The sequence below is a fragment of the Rathayibacter sp. VKM Ac-2805 genome (assembly GCF_009834265.1).
In the GTDB taxonomy this organism is placed as follows: Bacteria; Actinomycetota; Actinomycetes; order Actinomycetales; family Microbacteriaceae; genus Rathayibacter.
This window is the reverse complement of sequence record NZ_CP047185.1, coordinates 2,355,294-2,370,082: the sequence shown is the minus strand read 5'-3', so window position 1 is coordinate 2,370,082 and position 14,789 is coordinate 2,355,294. Positions and strand designations below refer to the sequence as shown.

The following is a 14,789-nucleotide window of genomic DNA, read 5'->3' as shown; positions in this document are numbered from 1 at the left end:
ACGGGGCACCGGGCGGTGCCGCTCACGTCGACATGAGAGATGCTCGCAGATGAGCGGTACTCCGCGAGCCGCTGGCGCGCGATGACCCGCACAGCGCGCCCCGGGGTCAGACGAGCTTCAGCTTCTTGCGGAGCGCCTGCACGTGCCCGGTCGCCCGGACGCCGTACTGCGCGAACTCGAGCGCTCCCTCGGCTCCGACGACGAACGTCGAGCGCAGCACGCCGACGACGGTCTTGCCGTAGAGGCTCTTCTCGCCCCACACCGCATACGCGCGGTGCACGGTCATGTCGGGGTCGCTCAGCAGCGGGTACGCGATGCCCTGGGCGTCGGCCCAGCGGCGCAGCGCCTCCGGAGCGTCCCGCGAGATCCCGAGGACCTCGTAGCCGGAGTCGCGGAGGGACGCCGCGTTGTCGCGGAAATCGCAGGCCTCCGTGGTGCAGCCGGGGGTGTCGGCCTCGGGGTAGAAGAACAGGATGACGCGCCGTCCGCGGTAGTCCGCGAGCGAGACGGGCTCGCCGTCCTGGTTCGGCAGCGTGAACTCCGGAGCGGAGTCGCCGGCGGCGAGGCGCGCCTCGGCGGGGAGGGGGGAGAGGTCGGTCATCGTCTGCTTCCGTCGGTCGTGGCGAAGGTGGTCAGGAGGCGCTGGAGCGAGTCGAGGCGCTCCGGTCCGCTGGCGCCCAGCAGTCCGCCCTCGACCGCCTCGATGATGGCGCAGTCGGGGGAGTCGGGCAGGTGCGTGCAGCCGCGCGGGCAGTCCCGGGCGATCACGGCGAGGGTCGTGAACGCGCCGAGGATGTTGTCGGTGTTCACGTGGCCGAGTCCGAACGAGCGGACGCCGGGGGTGTCGATGACCCAGCCGTGCCGGTCGCCGCGCTCCACGCGGAGCGAGACGGTGGAGGACGAGGTGTGCCGACCGCGGCCCGTCACGGTGTTCACGCGCCCGATGGCCCGGTGCGCGTCCGGGACGAGCTTGTTCACGAGGGTGGACTTGCCGACTCCGGAGTGCCCGACGACCACGGTCTCGTGGCCGAGGAGGGCGTCGGCGATCTCGTCGACCGGCGGCTCGTCCTGGCTCGAGAGGAACACGCGGAGGTCGAGCCCCTCGAAGTTGCGGAGGAACGGGGCCGGGTCCGCGAGGTCGGTCTTGGTGATGCAGAGCATCGGAGTGATCCCGGCGTCGAAGGCGGCGACCAGGTAGCGGTCGACCAGCCGGGTCCGGGGCTCGGGGTCGGCGGCGGCCACCACGCAGAGCATCTGGTCGGCGTTGGCGACGATCACGCGCTCGATCGCGTCGGTGTCGTCGGCGCTACGGCGGAGGAGGGTCGACCGCTCGCGGATGCGGACGATGCGGGCGAGCGTCCCCTCGTCGCCGCTGGAGTCCCCGACCACGTCGACGCGGTCGCCGGCCACGATCGCCTGGCGCCGCAGCTCGCGGGCCCGGGCCGCCGTGAACTCGTGCTCCTCGGGCGTCCCGTCGCCGATCATCACCGTGTAGCGACCCCGGTCGACGCCGAGCACCATCGCGATCTCGGCGTCCTCGTAGGCGGGCCTGTTCTTGGTCCGGGGCTTCGTGCCCTTCGGGTTCGGGCGCACCCGCGCGTCCGACTCGTCGTACCCGTCGAAGTCGTCGAGAGCACCGTCGGCGTCGAGGCCGCTGTCCGTCCACCACGACACGGGTCAGACCGATCCGGCGAGGGTCGTCCACAGCTCCGGGAACTGCGGGAGGGTCTTCGCTGTCGTCGCGACGTCCTCGATCACCACGCCGGGGACCACGAGGCCGATCAGAGCGCCGGCGTGGGCCATGCGGTGGTCGGAGTAGGTGCGCCAGCGGCCGCCGTGGAGCTCGGCCGGCTCGATGCGCAGACCGTCCTCGAGCTCCGTGACCCGGCCGCCGAGGCCGGTGATCTCGGCGGCGAGGGCGGCGAGGCGGTCCGTCTCGTGGTGGCGGATGTGGCCGATCCCGGTCAGGGTGCTGGGAGTGGAGGCCAGCGCGGCGAGGGCGGCGAGGGCGGGGGCGAGCTCGCCTCCCTCCGACAGGTCGAGGTCCACGCCCAGGATCTCGTCGCCGCCGGTGACCACGAGGTCCTCGCCGTCGCGCTCGACGCGGGCGCCGAACAGCGGCAGGATCCGCTCGAGGTGCGCCCCGACCTGTGTGGTGACGGCCGGCCAGTGGCGCAGCCGGACCCGGCCGCCCGTCACCAGTGCCGCGGCGAGGAACGGCGCGGCGTTCGAGAGGTCGGGCTCGATGAGGACGTCGGCGCCGGCGATGGGCTGCCGCGCGACGGTCCACTCGCCGTCGGCGGGCGTGCCGACCTCGACTCCTCGGGCCGCCAGCGCGGCGACGGTCATGTCGATGTGGGGCCGGGAGGGAACGGCGCTGCCCTCGTGGCGCAGGTGCAGTCCCTCGTCGAAGCGGGCGCCGGCCAGCAGGAGCGCCGAGACGAACTGGCTCGACCGCGAGGCGTCGACGACGACGTCGCCGCCCCGGACGGAGCCGGAGCCGTGGACGGTGAAGGGGAGCGCGCCGCGGCCGTCGTCGGCGACGTCGACGCCGAGCGCGCGGAGGGAGGCGATCGTCGCCCCCATCGGCCGCTTCGCCGCGTACGCGTCGCCGTCGAAGGTGGTGGGGCCGAGCGCGAGGCCGGCCAGGGGCGGGACGAAGCGCATGACGGTGCCTGCGAGCCCGCAGTCGATCGTGGTCGAGCCGAGCAGCTCCTCCGCGGGCTCCACGACCAGGTCGGCGCCGAAGCCGCCGGTCGAGCCGGACTCCCGGATCGTGGTGCCGAGGGAGCGCAGAGCCTCGATCATCAGGGCGCTGTCGCGGGAGTGCAGCGGCGCGCGCAGCGTGGAGGGCCCGTCGGCCAGAGCCGCGAGCACGAGCTCCCGGTTGGTCAGCGACTTGGAGCCGGGCAGGCCGACCTCGGCGTCGAGAGCGCCGGCCGCGAGCGGTGCGGGCCAGGCGTCGTCGCCGGGGAGCGCACGGGCGTCGCCGTACGGATCGAACTCGGGGGCGGAATAACGCGAGAAGACCATCGGTTGTCAGGATAGTCGGCGCGCAGGGCGTCGTCAGGAGCGTGACGGAGGCGGAGCATGACGGCAGCACCCCCGGTCCTCCGGAGCAGCAGACCCGTCGCCCGGAGGCGCCCTCGGGCCGCAACCCCGGTCGTCCGCCGCGCCGCCGCTCTAGAATCGCTCGTGATGACTCGCGACGACGAACCCCGCACCACCTCCGCCGACGAGGCTCCCGAGCCCGCCGACGCGGAGCAGACGATCGTGGAGACCGTCGAGGAGTCGCTGGACGACGCCCCGGTCGAGGCTCCCGTCGATCTCCGCTCCCTCTTCGAGCAGCAGGCGCTGCCCTTCATCGACCAGCTCTACGCGGCCGGTCTGCGGATGACGAAGAACCCCTCCGACGCGCAGGACCTCGTGCAGGAGACGTTCGCGAAGGCCTTCGGCGCCTTCCGCCAGTTCGAGCAGGGCACGAACCTGAAGGCCTGGCTCTACCGCATCCTCACGAACACGTTCATCAACTCGTACCGCAAGAAGCAGCGCGAGCCCTACCAGAGCGCGATCGACGAGCTCGAGGACTGGCAGCTGGGCGGCGCCGAGTCGACCACGGCCACCTCCAGCCGCTCGGCCGAGGCGGAGGCGATCGACCACCTCCCCGACACCGCGGTGAAGGAGGCGCTCCAGGCGATCCCGGAGGACTTCCGGCTCGCCGTCTACTTCGCCGATGTCGAAGGCTTCTCCTACCAGGAGATCGCGGACATCATGAAGACCCCCGTCGGGACCGTCATGAGCCGGCTGCACCGCGGCCGGCGCATGCTGCGCGAACGACTCACCGACTACGCACGCGAGCGCGGATTCCGCGCCGCATTCACTTCCGGGAGCACGAAATGACCGACAGCGGCTGCACGAAGGCGAAGGCCGAGCTCGAGGAGTACCTCCACAACGAGCTGTGCAAGGAGGACGCCGCCGACATCCGCGAGCACATGGCGGGATGCATCGACTGCGCCGACGAGGCGAAGGTCGGCGTGGTGCTGACGGTCGCCGTGCAGCGTGCGTGCAAGGAGACCGCGCCGGAGGACCTCCGCGCCCAGGTGCTCGGCATGCTCCGCGACGAGCACGCCGCGCACTCCCAGACGCCCGCCCGCCTCTAGGCGCAGCACGACCCGGGGAGCCCCGGCCGTTCGAGACCTCCCGCGCACCGCGGGCCCTCGAGGGGCCGGGGCTCCGTCGTGTCCGGCGGCCTCCGGGCGCCGCGGCCCCCGCACGTCGAGAGCGCTTCTGCCGGTCTCTGTGGGCCTGCGGTCAGGCACGGTCCGCCCGCAACGCGACGGGCCCGCCGGAACACGAGGTTCCGACGGGCCCGACCGCGTCGTGCGGACCGCGGGTCAGCGGGTGAGTGCCCGCGACAGCAGGTCGGCCTGCTCGGAGGCGTGCCGCTTGGCCGAGCCGGCCGCGGGGGAGGCCGCGGACGGGCGCGAGACCACGCGCATGGACCGGCCCAGCTTCGGAGCGACCTCGAGGGCCATGAACGGCCAGGCGCCCTGGTTCTCGGGCTCGTCCTGCACCCAGACGAGCTCCGCGTCCGGGTAGCGCTCGGCGATGCCGCGCAGCTCCTCGATCGGCGCCGGGTAGTACTGCTCGACCCGGACCAGCGCGATGCCGTCGTCGGGCTTCTTCTCGAGCTCCGCCTTGAGGTCGTAGTGGACCTTGCCGGCGTGGAGCAGGACGCGCTTCACGGCGGAGGCGTCCTGGATCCGCGCGTCGTCGATCACCGGCTGGAAGCGGCCCGAGGTGAAGTCCTCGACCGGGCTCGAGGCTCCGCGCAGGCGCAGCATCGCCTTCGGGGTGAAGACGATCAGCGGTCGGCGGGGCCGGGAGTAGGCCTGGCGGCGCAGCAGGTGGAAGTAGGACGCCGGCGTCGACGGGCGCGCGACGGTCATGTTCCGCTCCGCGCACATCTGCAGGTAGCGCTCGATCCGGGCCGACGAGTGGTCGGGGCCCTGGCCCTCGTAGCCGTGCGGGAGCAGGAGCACGAGCGACGAGCGCTGCCCCCACTTCTGCTCGGCGGAGGAGATGAACTCGTCGATCACGATCTGGGCGCCGTTCGCGAAGTCGCCGAACTGCGCCTCCCACAGCACGAGCGAGTCGGGCCGCTCCACCGAGTAGCCGTACTCGAACGCCATCGCCGCGTACTCCGAGAGCAGCGAGTCGTAGATCCAGAGCCGGGCCTGCTGCTCGGACAGGTTCATCAGCGGCAGCCACTCCTGGCCGTTCTCGCGGTCGTGGAGGACAGCGTGGCGCTGGACGAAGGTCCCGCGGCGCGTGTCCTGGCCGACGAGGCGCACCGGGGTGTCCTCGAGCAGCAGCGAGCCGAGCGCGAGCAGCTCGCCGAAGGCCCAGTCGATGGAGCCGGAGCGGCTCATCTCCTGGCGCTTCGCCAGCAGCTGCTGGAGCTTGGGGTGCACGGTGAAGCCCTCGGGCGGCGTCGTGAACGCGTCGCCGATGCGGGTGACGACCTCGGTCTTCACGCCGGTCACCTCGGGCTCGCCCGGGTAGTCCTCGCCCTGCTGCGCGTCGGGCAGCTCGAGGTCGGCCACGGAGTCGCCGTCGGCGGTGATCACGGGGATCGCGCCGGTCTGCGCGGCGTGGGTCTCGGCGAACGCGCGCTCCAGGCGGTCCTGGAAGTCCTGGTGGGCGCGGTCGTACTCCTCCTCGGTGATGTCGCCGCGGCCGACGAGCGCCTCGGTGTACAGCTTGCGGACCGAGCGCTTGGCCTCGATCAGGCTGTACATCAGCGGCTGGGTCATCGAGGGGTCGTCGCCCTCGTTGTGCCCGCGCCGGCGGTAGCAGATCAGGTCGATGACCACGTCGCGGTGGAACCGCTGGCGGTACTCGAACGCGAGCTGCCCGACATGGACGACCGCCTCGGGGTCGTCGCCGTTCACGTGGAAGATCGGCGCCTGGATCGTCTTCGCGCCGTCGGTCGAGTAGATCGAGGTGCGGGCCTCGTGAGGGGGAGTCGTGAACCCGACCTGGTTGTTGATGTTGATGTGGATCGTGCCGCCGGTGCGGTACGCGCGCAGCTGCGACATCTGCAGGGTCTCGACCACCACGCCCTGGCCCGCCATCGCGGCGTCGCCGTGCACGAGGATCGGCAGCGTGGTGAAGGTGCCGATGGGCTTGCGGTCCTGCTTGGCGCGGACGATGCCCTCGAGCACGCCGTTCACGGCCTCGAGGTGCGAGGGGTTCGCCGCCAGGTAGACCGGGATCTCCTCGCCCGCCGCGCCGCGGAAGGTGCCCTCGGTGCCGAGGTGGTACTTCACGTCTCCGGAGCCCTGGACCGTGCGCGGGTCCTGGGTGCCCTCGAACTCGCGGAAGATCTGGCCGTAGGTCTTGCCGGCGATGTTGGTCAGCACGTTCAGGCGGCCGCGGTGGGCCATGCCGATCGCGACCTCGTCGAGGTGCTCGTCGGCCGCGCCCTGCAGGACGGCGTCGAGCAGCGCGATGAGCGACTCCCCGCCCTCGAGCGAGAAGCGCTTCTGGCCCACGTACTTGGTCTGCAGGAAGGTCTCGAAGGCCTCGGCCTCGTTGAGCTTGCCCAGGATGCGCAGCTGCTCGTCGTGGCCCGGCTTCTCGTAGCCGCGCTCGAGCTTCTGCTGCATCCAGGCGCGCTGCTCCGGGTCCTGGATGTGCATGTACTCGACGCCGACGGTGCGGCAGTACGAGTCGCGGAGGATCCCGAGGATGTCGCGCAGCTTGAGCTGGCGCTTGCCGCCGAAGCCGTCCGTGACGAACTCGCGATCGAGGTCCCAGAAGGTGAGGCCGTGGCTCTCGATGGCGAGGTCGGGGTGCGAGCGCTGCACGTACTCCAGCGGGTCGACGTCGGCCATCAGATGCCCGCGGACGCGGAACGAGTTGATGAGCTCCTGCACGCGGGCGGTCTTGGAGACGCGCTCGGCGAGGTCGACGGCGATGTCCGTGGACCAGTGGATCGGGTCGTAGGGGATGCGCAGCGCGGCGAAGATGTCCTCGTAGAAGCCGCGGCCGCCGAGCAGGAGCTCGTGCACGATCTTGAGGAACTCGCCCGAGCCGGCGCCCTGGATGACGCGGTGGTCGTAGGTCGAGGTCAGGGTGATGGTCTTGCCGATGCCCAGCTCGACCAGCGTCTTCTCGGACGCGCCCTGGAACTCCGCCGGGTACTCGAGGGCGCCGGCTCCGATGATGCAGCCCTGGCCCTTCATCAGGCGGGGGACGGAGTGGACCGTGCCGATGCCGCCGGGGTTCGTCAGCGAGAGCGTGGTGCCCGCGAAGTCGCCGGCGACGAGCTTGTTGCCGCGCGCGCGCTTGACCAGGTCCTCGTAGGCCGAGAGGTAGGCCGTGAAGCTCAGCGTGTCGGCGCGCTTGATGCTCGGCACGAGCAGGGCGCGCGTGCCGTCGGGCTTCGGCATGTCGATCGCGATGCCGAGGTTGACGTGCGCCGGGGCGACGACCGCGGGCTTGCCGTCGACCTCGTCGTAGAACACGTTCTGGCTCGGGAAGTCCTTGAGCGCGCGGATGAGCGCCCAGCCGATCAGGTGCGTGAACGAGACCTTGCCGCCGCGGGTGCGGCGCAGGTGGTTGTTGATGACGATGCGGTTGTCGATCATCAGCTTCGCCGGGATCGTGCGGACGCTCGTCGCGGTGGGGATGCTGAGGCTGGCGTCCATGTTGGTCGCGAGGCTCTTCGCCATGCCGCGGAGCGGGGTGACGACGTCCTCGTCCGGCGTCGAGTCCTCGGCGGAGGGCTTGCTCACCGGAGCGTCGGCCGGGATCGGCTGCGCCTTCGGCTGCTTCGACGTGGTGCGGGAGGCGGGGGTCGACTCGGAGGAGGAGGCCGCGGCGGGATGGGTCACGGCGCCTCCGCCGCTCGACGAGACGCGCTCGGCGGCAGCGGCGGGCTTCGAGGCGGCGGGCGCGGGGGCCGCGGCGGGAGCCGGAGCCGGAGCGTCCTTGCCGGAGTTCGCGAGCTGGGCGCCGTAGCGCTCCAGGATGGGCCACCAGGACTCGTCCACCGAGGCGCGGTCGGCGCTGTACTGCTCGTACAGCTCCTCCACGAGCCACTCGTTGGCTCCGAAGTCCTCCGCGCCCTGCTCTGTTCCTGCTCCGGTCAACTGGCTCGACACAGCCGATCGCCCACTCTCTCCGTTGATTCGTCCTCGATCATCCGGACGGGCCCGTCGCATCCCTCGGCGCCTGCCACCGCGGCGGAGGAGGTCGTCCTCGCACCAGCGGGAACCGGTGCCGTCGCCTGGTCCCGTCCCGGTCGCCAAGCCTAGCCCCGTTCCCTGCACGGCCGACCCGGGGCCGCGCCGGAGTAGCGTTTCCCCCATGCGTTTCTCCGGCGGAACACCCTCAGGCGACCTCACCTACTCGGACGTCTTCCTCGTCCCCGGCCGCTCGTCGGTGACGAGCCGCCTCGACGTCTCGCTCGCCCCGGGCGACGGCACCGGGGCGACGATCCCCGTCGTCTCCTCCAACATGAACTCGGTCACCGGTCAGCGCCTCGCAGCGACGCTCGCGCGCCGGGGCGGGCTCGGCGTCCTCCCGCAGGACATGCCCCTGCAGGCGCTGGACGCCGCGATCCGCTGGGTGAAGCGCCAGCCGGTCGCCTTCTCCGGCGCCCTCACCGCCTCGCCGGCGACGACCGTGGAGGAGGCGCTGCGCATCCTGCCGGCCGTCGCCGGCCACGGCTTCGTGGTGCAGGAGGAGGGCGGCGCGATCCTCGGCTGCGTCCCGGCCGCGCGCCTGGCGACCGCGCTGCCGGACGCGCGCCTGGGCGACTTGGTGCACTCCGCCACCCCCTCGATCGACGCCGACGACGTGCCCACCGCGCGGGCCGCCTTCGACCTCATGGTGGCCGCCGACCTCGACTTCGCCCCGGTGCTGCACCACGGCGCCCTGGTCGGCACGCTGTCGCGCACCGGCGCCCTCCGCTCCACCGTCTACGACCCGGCGCTCGACGCGGACGGGCGTCTGCGCGTCGCGGCGGCGATCGGCATCAACGGCGACGTCGAGGCGAAGGCGCGCGCGCTCGTCTCCGCGGGCGTCGACGTCCTCGTCCTCGACACCGCGCACGGCCACCAGGAGGGGATGCTCCGGGCGCTCCGGACGGTCTCCGCGCTCGATCTCGGAGTGCCGATCGCGGCGGGCAACGTCGTCACGGCCGACGCGGTGCACGACCTCGTCGACGCGGGAGCGGACATCCTCAAGGTCGGCGTCGGCCCCGGCGCGATGTGCACCACCCGGATGATGACCGCGGTCGGCCGCCCGCAGTTCTCGGCCGTCCTCGAGACGGCCGAGCGCGCACACGAGCTGGGTGCTCACGTCTGGGCGGACGGCGGGGTGCGCTACCCGCGCGACGTCGCCCTCGCGCTGGCCGCGGGCGCCGCCTCCGTGATGATCGGCTCCTGGTTCGCCGGCACGATCGAGGCGCCGGGGGAGCTGCGCAGCGACGCGGCCGGCCGGGTCTACAAGGAGAGCTGGGGCATGGCCTCGGCCAAGGCGGTGCAGGAGCGCTTCGACCGCCTCGACGCCTACGAGCTCGCCCGCAAGCGCCTCTTCGCCGAGGGCATCTCCTCCTCCACCATCTACCTCGACCCGTTGCGGCCCTCGGTCGAGGATCTGCTCGACATGATCACCTCGGGGGTCCGCTCGTCCTTCACCTACGCCGGCGCCCGGAGCGTGGCCGACTTCCACGAGCGGGCGCACGTGGGCCTGCAGTCGGCCGCGGGCTACGAGGAGGGCAAGGCGCTGCCGGTCAGCTGGTGAGCGGGCGCCACGTGCTAGAACCGAGCCCATGACCATCGTCGACAACGCCGTGTACGTCGACGGCCGCCGCATCCGGAACCCCGACTCGCTCGAGGACACCTTCGAGCTGATGCGCGACGAGCACGGCATGGCCTGGATCGGCCTCTACCGGCCGACGCGCGAGGAGGTCGAGGCGGTCGCCGAGGAGTTCGGACTGCACCCGCTCGCGGTCGAGGACGCGCTGAGTGGGCACCAGCGGGCCAAGCTCGAGCGCTACGACGACGGGCTCTTCGTGGTGCTGCGGCCGGCGCGCTACGCGGACGCGGCCGAGACCGTCGTCTTCGGCGAGCTGCACGTCTTCGTCGGCCCCGACTTCGTGGTCACCATCCGGCACGCCGACTCCCCGGACCTCGCCCGCGTGCGCCGCCGCCTGGAGGAGGATCCGGCCCTCCTCGCCCGCGGGCCCGAAGCGGTGCTCTACGCGATCCTCGACCAGGTCGTCGACGAGTACGCGCCCGTGGTGTTCGGCGTCCAGGGCGACGTGGACGAGATCGAGGACCAGCTCTTCGGCGACGACTCGGACGACGGGCTCTCGGAGCGCATCTACCGGCTCTCGCGCGAGGTCATCCACTTCCAGCGCTCGGTGCAGCCGCTGACCGCCCTGCTGCACGAACTGCTGCAGGAGTCGACGCCGGTGGAGGGGGAGCCCTCGCCCTCACCGGAGCGGATCGAGCTGCGCCGCTCCCTCCGCGACGTGCTCGACCACACCATCCGCGTGACGGAGGCGGTCGACTCCCTGCGCGCGATCCTCGACCAGGCGCTCACGGTGCACTCGACGCTCGTCTCGCGCCGGCAGACCGAGACCGGGCTCGCCCAGAACGACGTGGTCCGCAAGATCTCCTCGTGGGCGGCGATCCTCTTCGCCCCGACGCTCGTGGCCGGCATCTACGGGATGAACTTCGACGACATGCCGGAGTTGCACTGGCGGCTCGGCTACCCCTGGGCGCTGGGCCTGATGGTGCTGTTCGGCTTCGCGCTCTACGCGGTGTTCAAGCGGAAGAAGTGGCTCTGAGCCGCCGCGTCGGAGCACGCCCGGCGGTGCTCCGCGGCGGGTAGACTCGGCGCCACAATGGACGACCCTCCCTCTGCGCATCCGGCCCGTTCCGCTCGCCGCCGTGCTCCTCGGACTCCCGCTCCCCGCTCCGGTGCCGCCGCTCCGCGGACCCGCACCGGCCGGCCCTCCTCGCACCTCCCTCTCGTGACCGGGGGCGACCACCGTGGGAACTGAGTGGCTCCTCCTCGGCGTCGGCCTGCTGCTGACCCTGGGCACCGGCGTCTTCGTCGCCAGCGAGTTCGCGCTGGTGAACCTCGACCGGGCCGACCTCGAGGCCCGTCGCGACCGCGGCGAGACGCGCCTGGGCATGACCATCGCGGCCCTGCGCGTCACCTCCACGCACCTCTCGAGCGCGCAGCTGGGCATCACTCTCACGACGCTGCTCACCGGCTACACGATGGAGCCCGCCCTCTCGACGCTGCTCCAGGAGCCGTTCAGCGGACTCGGCATCCCGGAGGAGGCGCTCGCGCCGGTCATGACGGTGGTCGCCATCGTCATCGCGACCCTGCTGTCGATGATCCTCGGCGAGCTGGTCCCCAAGAACTTCGCCCTCGCTCTGCCGCGGGCGACCGCGAAGCTCGTCGTGCCGCTGCAGACCGCGTTCACGACGGTGTTCCGCCCGGCCGTCGCCCTGCTGAACGGCAGCGCGAACGCCCTGCTGCGCCTGGTCGGCATCGAGCCGAAGGAGGAGCTCTCGGGCGCCCGCAGCGCCGAGGAGCTCTCGAGCCTCGTGCGCCACTCCGCCAGCGCCGGACTGCTCGAGGAGGACACGGCCGACCTGCTCGGGCGCACCCTCCGCTTCTCCGCCCTCACCGCGGGCGACGTGATGACGCCGCGCCTGCGCCTGTCGACGGTCGAGCGCGCGAGCACCGCGCAGGACGTGCTCGACCTCGCCCGCACCACCGGGTTCTCGCGCTTCCCGATCACGGACGACGACATCGACGACATCGTCGGAGTCGTGCACGTCAAGCAGGCCGTCGCCGTGCCCCGCGGCAAGAGGTCCGACGTGCCCGTCACGGCGCTGCGCTCCGAGCCGCTCCGCGTCCCCGAGACCATGAAGCTCGACGTGCTGCTCACCGAGCTGCGCGGACGCGGCTTCCAGCTCGCGGTCGTCGTCGACGAGTACGGCGGCACGGCGGGCGTCGCCACGCTCGAGGACCTGGTCGAGGAGCTGGTCGGCGAGGTCGCCGACGAGCACGACCGCTCCCGGGCCGACGTGGTCAAGCTCCCCGGCTCCACCACCTTCCCCGGCATGCTCCGCCCCGACGAGGTCCTCGACCGCGCCGGCGTGCACATCCCCGAGGAGGGGCCCTACGAGACGGTCGCCGGATTCGTGATGAGCGAGCTCGGCCGCCTCCCCGCCGTCGGCGACCGGGTCGACGTCGAGGGCGGCTCGCTGCGCGTCGAGCGCCTGGACGGCCGCCGCATCGACCGCCTCCGCTTCACGCCCGACCCCGACGCGGATCCCGACGGGATCCCCGACCCGCTCGCCGACGTCGCCCGCGGACACCGCGGACGGAAGGAGTCCGACGATGAGTGACTGGGCCGGAATCGCCTGGCTCGTGGTGCTCCTCGCCGCGAACGCCTTCTTCGTCGGAGCGGAGTTCGCGGTCATCTCCGCGCGCCGCTCCCAGATCGAGCCCCTCGCGGAGAGCGGACGCCGCAGCGCGATCACCGCGCTCGCCGCGATGGAGCACGCCACACTGATGCTCGCGACCACGCAGCTGGGCATCACCGTCTGCTCGCTGCTGATCCTCAACGTGAGCGAGCCGGCGATCCACCACCTGCTCGAGGTGCCGCTGCGCGCCGTCGGCATCCCCGACGAGCTCTCCGGCACCGTCGCCTTCGTCATCACGCTGCTGATCGTGTCGTTCCTGCACGTGGTGCTCGGCGAGATGGTCCCCAAGAACATCTCGTTCTCGATGCCCGACCGCGCCGTGCTCCTCCTGGCGCCGCCGCTCGTCGCCATCGCCCGGGTCCTCCGCCCGATCATCGTCGCCCTCAACGCGGTCTCGAACGGAGTGCTCCGCCTCTTCAAGGTGGAGCCCAAGGACGAGGCGAACAGCACCTTCACGCTCGAGGAGGTGCAGACGATCGTCGACCAGTCCACCCGCGAGGGCACGCTCCGCGACTCGACCGGGACCCTCCTCGCCGCGTTCGAGTTCACCGAGAAGAAGGTCCACGACGTCGCCCTGCCCCTCGACGGGATCGTCAGCCTCCCCAGCGGAGCGACTCCCGCCGACGTCGAGCGCGCCGTCGCCAAGCACGGCTTCTCGCGCTACGTGATCCTCGGCGAGGACGGCACCCCCGAGGGCTACATCCACCTCAAGGACGTCCTCGACCTCGACGGCGACACGGAGGGCGCCAAGTTCCGCCTCCCCGTCCCCGCCAAGCGCATTCGCCAGCTCGCCTCGATCTTCGAGGCCACCGACCTCGAGGACGCCCTCGCGATCATGCGGCGCACCGGCGCCCACCTCGCCCGGGCGTTCGACGAGCAGGGCCGCGCCACCGGAGTGCTGTTCCTCGAGGACATCATCGAGGAGCTCGTCGGCGAAGTCGACGACGCCACCCGCCGCTAGGCGCGGGCCGCGGAGGGGCCGTCTGCGGCGTTGTCGTCGGGCGCGATACCGCCGGTATCGCTTCCTCCTCCGCCTTGCATCCGACCCCTCCGCGGCCCGCGCCCGCGGGTGCTGGAGGGGGCATTCGCGGCGTTGTCGTCGGGCGCGATACCGCCGGTATCGCTTCCTCCTCCGCCTTGCGACTGCCCCCTCCAGCACCCGCGCCCCCTCTGGAGCAAGGGGGGAGGGGTGCGGCTGCGTCGGCACGCATCGGGGGGAGGGGTGCGGCTGCGCCGGCACGCATCGGGGGGAGGGGTGCGGCTGCGCCGGCACGCATCGGGGGGAGGGGTGCGGCTGCGCCGGCACGCATCGGGAGGGGTGCGGCTGCGCCGGCACGGTGCGGAGGGGGAGTGCGGCTGCGTCGGCGCGGGGCGGACTCGGGGCGGACGGGTCGCAGGGCGACGTAGGGTGGCGGGATGGGTGAGCGGGTCGGGACGGCGGAGGCGGCGCGGAGCATCAGGGTGCCGCGGGAGGACGACGACAAGTACACGCGCGGGGTGCTGGGGATCGCGACCGGGTCGGAGCGGTACCCGGGAGCGGCGGTGCTCGGCGTCGAGGCGGCGGTGCGGACGGGAGTCGGCATGGTCCGCTACCTCGGACCGGAGCGGCCCGCGGGACTGGTGCTCGCCCGGCGGCCGGAGGTCGTGACCGCGGTGGGACGCGTGCAGGCCTGGCTCGTCGGCTCCGGCACCAGCGCCGAGGACCGCAGCGACGAGGAGCGGCGCACCCTGATCGAGCAGCTGCACTCGGGAGTCCCGGTGGTGCTCGACGCGGGCGCGCTCGACCTGATCGACGAGGCCGCAGGCCCGGTCGTCATCACGCCGCACTACCGCGAGCTCGCCGGAGTGCTCGGCCGAGCGGGTCTGGACGCGGACGCCGCGACGATCGCCGAGGCCCCGGGGGAGTGGGCGCGCCGGGCGGCGGACCGCCTCGGAGTCTGCGTGCTCCTCAAGGGCGGCACCACCCACGTCGTCGCGGGCGGCGTCGAGCTCGAGGTCTCCGGATCCACGCCCTGGCTGGCGACCGCGGGCAGCGGCGACGTCCTCGGCGGCGTGCTCGGCGCACTCCTCGCCGGTCGGGCCGCGGACGCCGAGGCGGCCGGGACGACTCTGACCGCGGAGGACCTCGCCCCCGTGGCCGCCGCGGCCGCCGTCCTGCACGCGGAGGCCGGACGGAGCGCCTCCGCCGGCGGCCCGATCGCCGCGCTCGACATCGCGGAGCACCTGCCCGGAGTGGTCGCCGCACTCCTACGCTGACACGCC

Annotated in this window: 11 protein-coding genes; 7 read left to right on the top strand and 4 right to left on the bottom strand. The window is 72.5% G+C overall.

Annotated elements, in window-relative coordinates:
- Positions 1–106: 106 nt before the first annotated feature.
- From bcp to aroA, 3 genes are read right to left on the bottom strand one after another with little or no spacing between them, the layout of a single operon-like run.
- The gene (gene bcp, locus GSU40_RS11020) at positions 107–601 is read right to left on the bottom strand and encodes a thioredoxin-dependent thiol peroxidase (protein WP_104232788.1); all 495 of its coding nucleotides are present in this window, start codon (positions 599–601) and stop codon (positions 107–109) included.
- A complete protein-coding gene (gene rsgA / locus GSU40_RS11015; protein ID WP_104224119.1) occupies positions 598–1,674 on the bottom strand; it encodes a ribosome small subunit-dependent GTPase A in 1,077 nt (358 codons plus the stop codon). The genes bcp and rsgA overlap by 4 nt, the downstream gene beginning before the upstream one ends.
- A 3-nt stretch (positions 1,675–1,677) precedes the next feature.
- The gene (aroA, locus tag GSU40_RS11010; RefSeq protein ID WP_159914945.1) at positions 1,678–3,033 is read right to left on the bottom strand and encodes a 3-phosphoshikimate 1-carboxyvinyltransferase; all 1,356 of its coding nucleotides are present in this window, start codon (positions 3,031–3,033) and stop codon (positions 1,678–1,680) included.
- A gap of 165 nt (positions 3,034–3,198) precedes the next feature.
- Here aroA and GSU40_RS11005 point away from each other — a divergent pair, with 165 nt between their 5' ends.
- Positions 3,199–3,900: a sigma-70 family RNA polymerase sigma factor gene (locus GSU40_RS11005; protein WP_159914943.1), complete on the top strand. Its 702-nt coding sequence runs from the start codon at positions 3,199–3,201 to the stop codon at positions 3,898–3,900.
- On the top strand, positions 3,897–4,160 hold the full coding sequence (locus GSU40_RS11000; RefSeq protein WP_159914941.1) for an alpha-ketoglutarate decarboxylase: 264 nt from the start codon (positions 3,897–3,899) through the stop codon (positions 4,158–4,160). Before GSU40_RS11005 ends, GSU40_RS11000 begins: the two co-directional genes overlap by 4 nt.
- A gap of 234 nt (positions 4,161–4,394) precedes the next feature.
- On the opposite strand, the gene GSU40_RS10995 is transcribed toward GSU40_RS11000, so the two are convergent.
- Positions 4,395–8,171, bottom strand: coding sequence for a multifunctional oxoglutarate decarboxylase/oxoglutarate dehydrogenase thiamine pyrophosphate-binding subunit/dihydrolipoyllysine-residue succinyltransferase subunit (locus GSU40_RS10995; protein ID WP_181068290.1), 3,777 nt, complete (start codon positions 8,169–8,171; stop codon positions 4,395–4,397).
- 205 nt (positions 8,172–8,376) lie between these two features.
- On the opposite strand from GSU40_RS10995, the gene GSU40_RS10990 reads away from it, so the two are divergent.
- The 5 genes from GSU40_RS10990 (at position 8,377) to GSU40_RS10970 (ending at position 14,783) form a co-directional block, all read left to right on the top strand.
- On the top strand, positions 8,377–9,816 hold the full coding sequence (locus tag GSU40_RS10990) for a GuaB1 family IMP dehydrogenase-related protein (protein WP_104246650.1): 1,440 nt from the start codon (positions 8,377–8,379) through the stop codon (positions 9,814–9,816).
- A gap of 28 nt (positions 9,817–9,844) precedes the next feature.
- Positions 9,845–10,867 (top strand): magnesium/cobalt transporter CorA, encoded by a 1,023-nt coding sequence (corA, locus tag GSU40_RS10985; protein WP_160034974.1) that lies wholly within the window; start codon positions 9,845–9,847, stop codon positions 10,865–10,867.
- A 205-nt stretch (positions 10,868–11,072) separates the two neighbouring features.
- Positions 11,073–12,449, top strand: a complete 1,377-nt coding sequence (locus GSU40_RS10980) for a hemolysin family protein (RefSeq protein ID WP_104225499.1) — start codon at positions 11,073–11,075, stop codon at positions 12,447–12,449.
- Positions 12,442–13,488 carry a hemolysin family protein gene (locus GSU40_RS10975; RefSeq protein WP_160034972.1) on the top strand — a complete coding sequence of 349 codons (1,047 nt, stop codon included), beginning with the start codon at positions 12,442–12,444 and terminating at the stop codon, positions 13,486–13,488. Before GSU40_RS10980 ends, GSU40_RS10975 begins: the two co-directional genes overlap by 8 nt.
- Positions 13,489–13,943: 455 nt before the next feature.
- Positions 13,944–14,783 carry an ADP/ATP-dependent (S)-NAD(P)H-hydrate dehydratase gene (locus GSU40_RS10970; protein ID WP_104297193.1) on the top strand — a complete coding sequence of 280 codons (840 nt, stop codon included), beginning with the start codon at positions 13,944–13,946 and terminating at the stop codon, positions 14,781–14,783.
- The last annotated feature ends 6 nt before the right edge of the window (positions 14,784–14,789 follow it).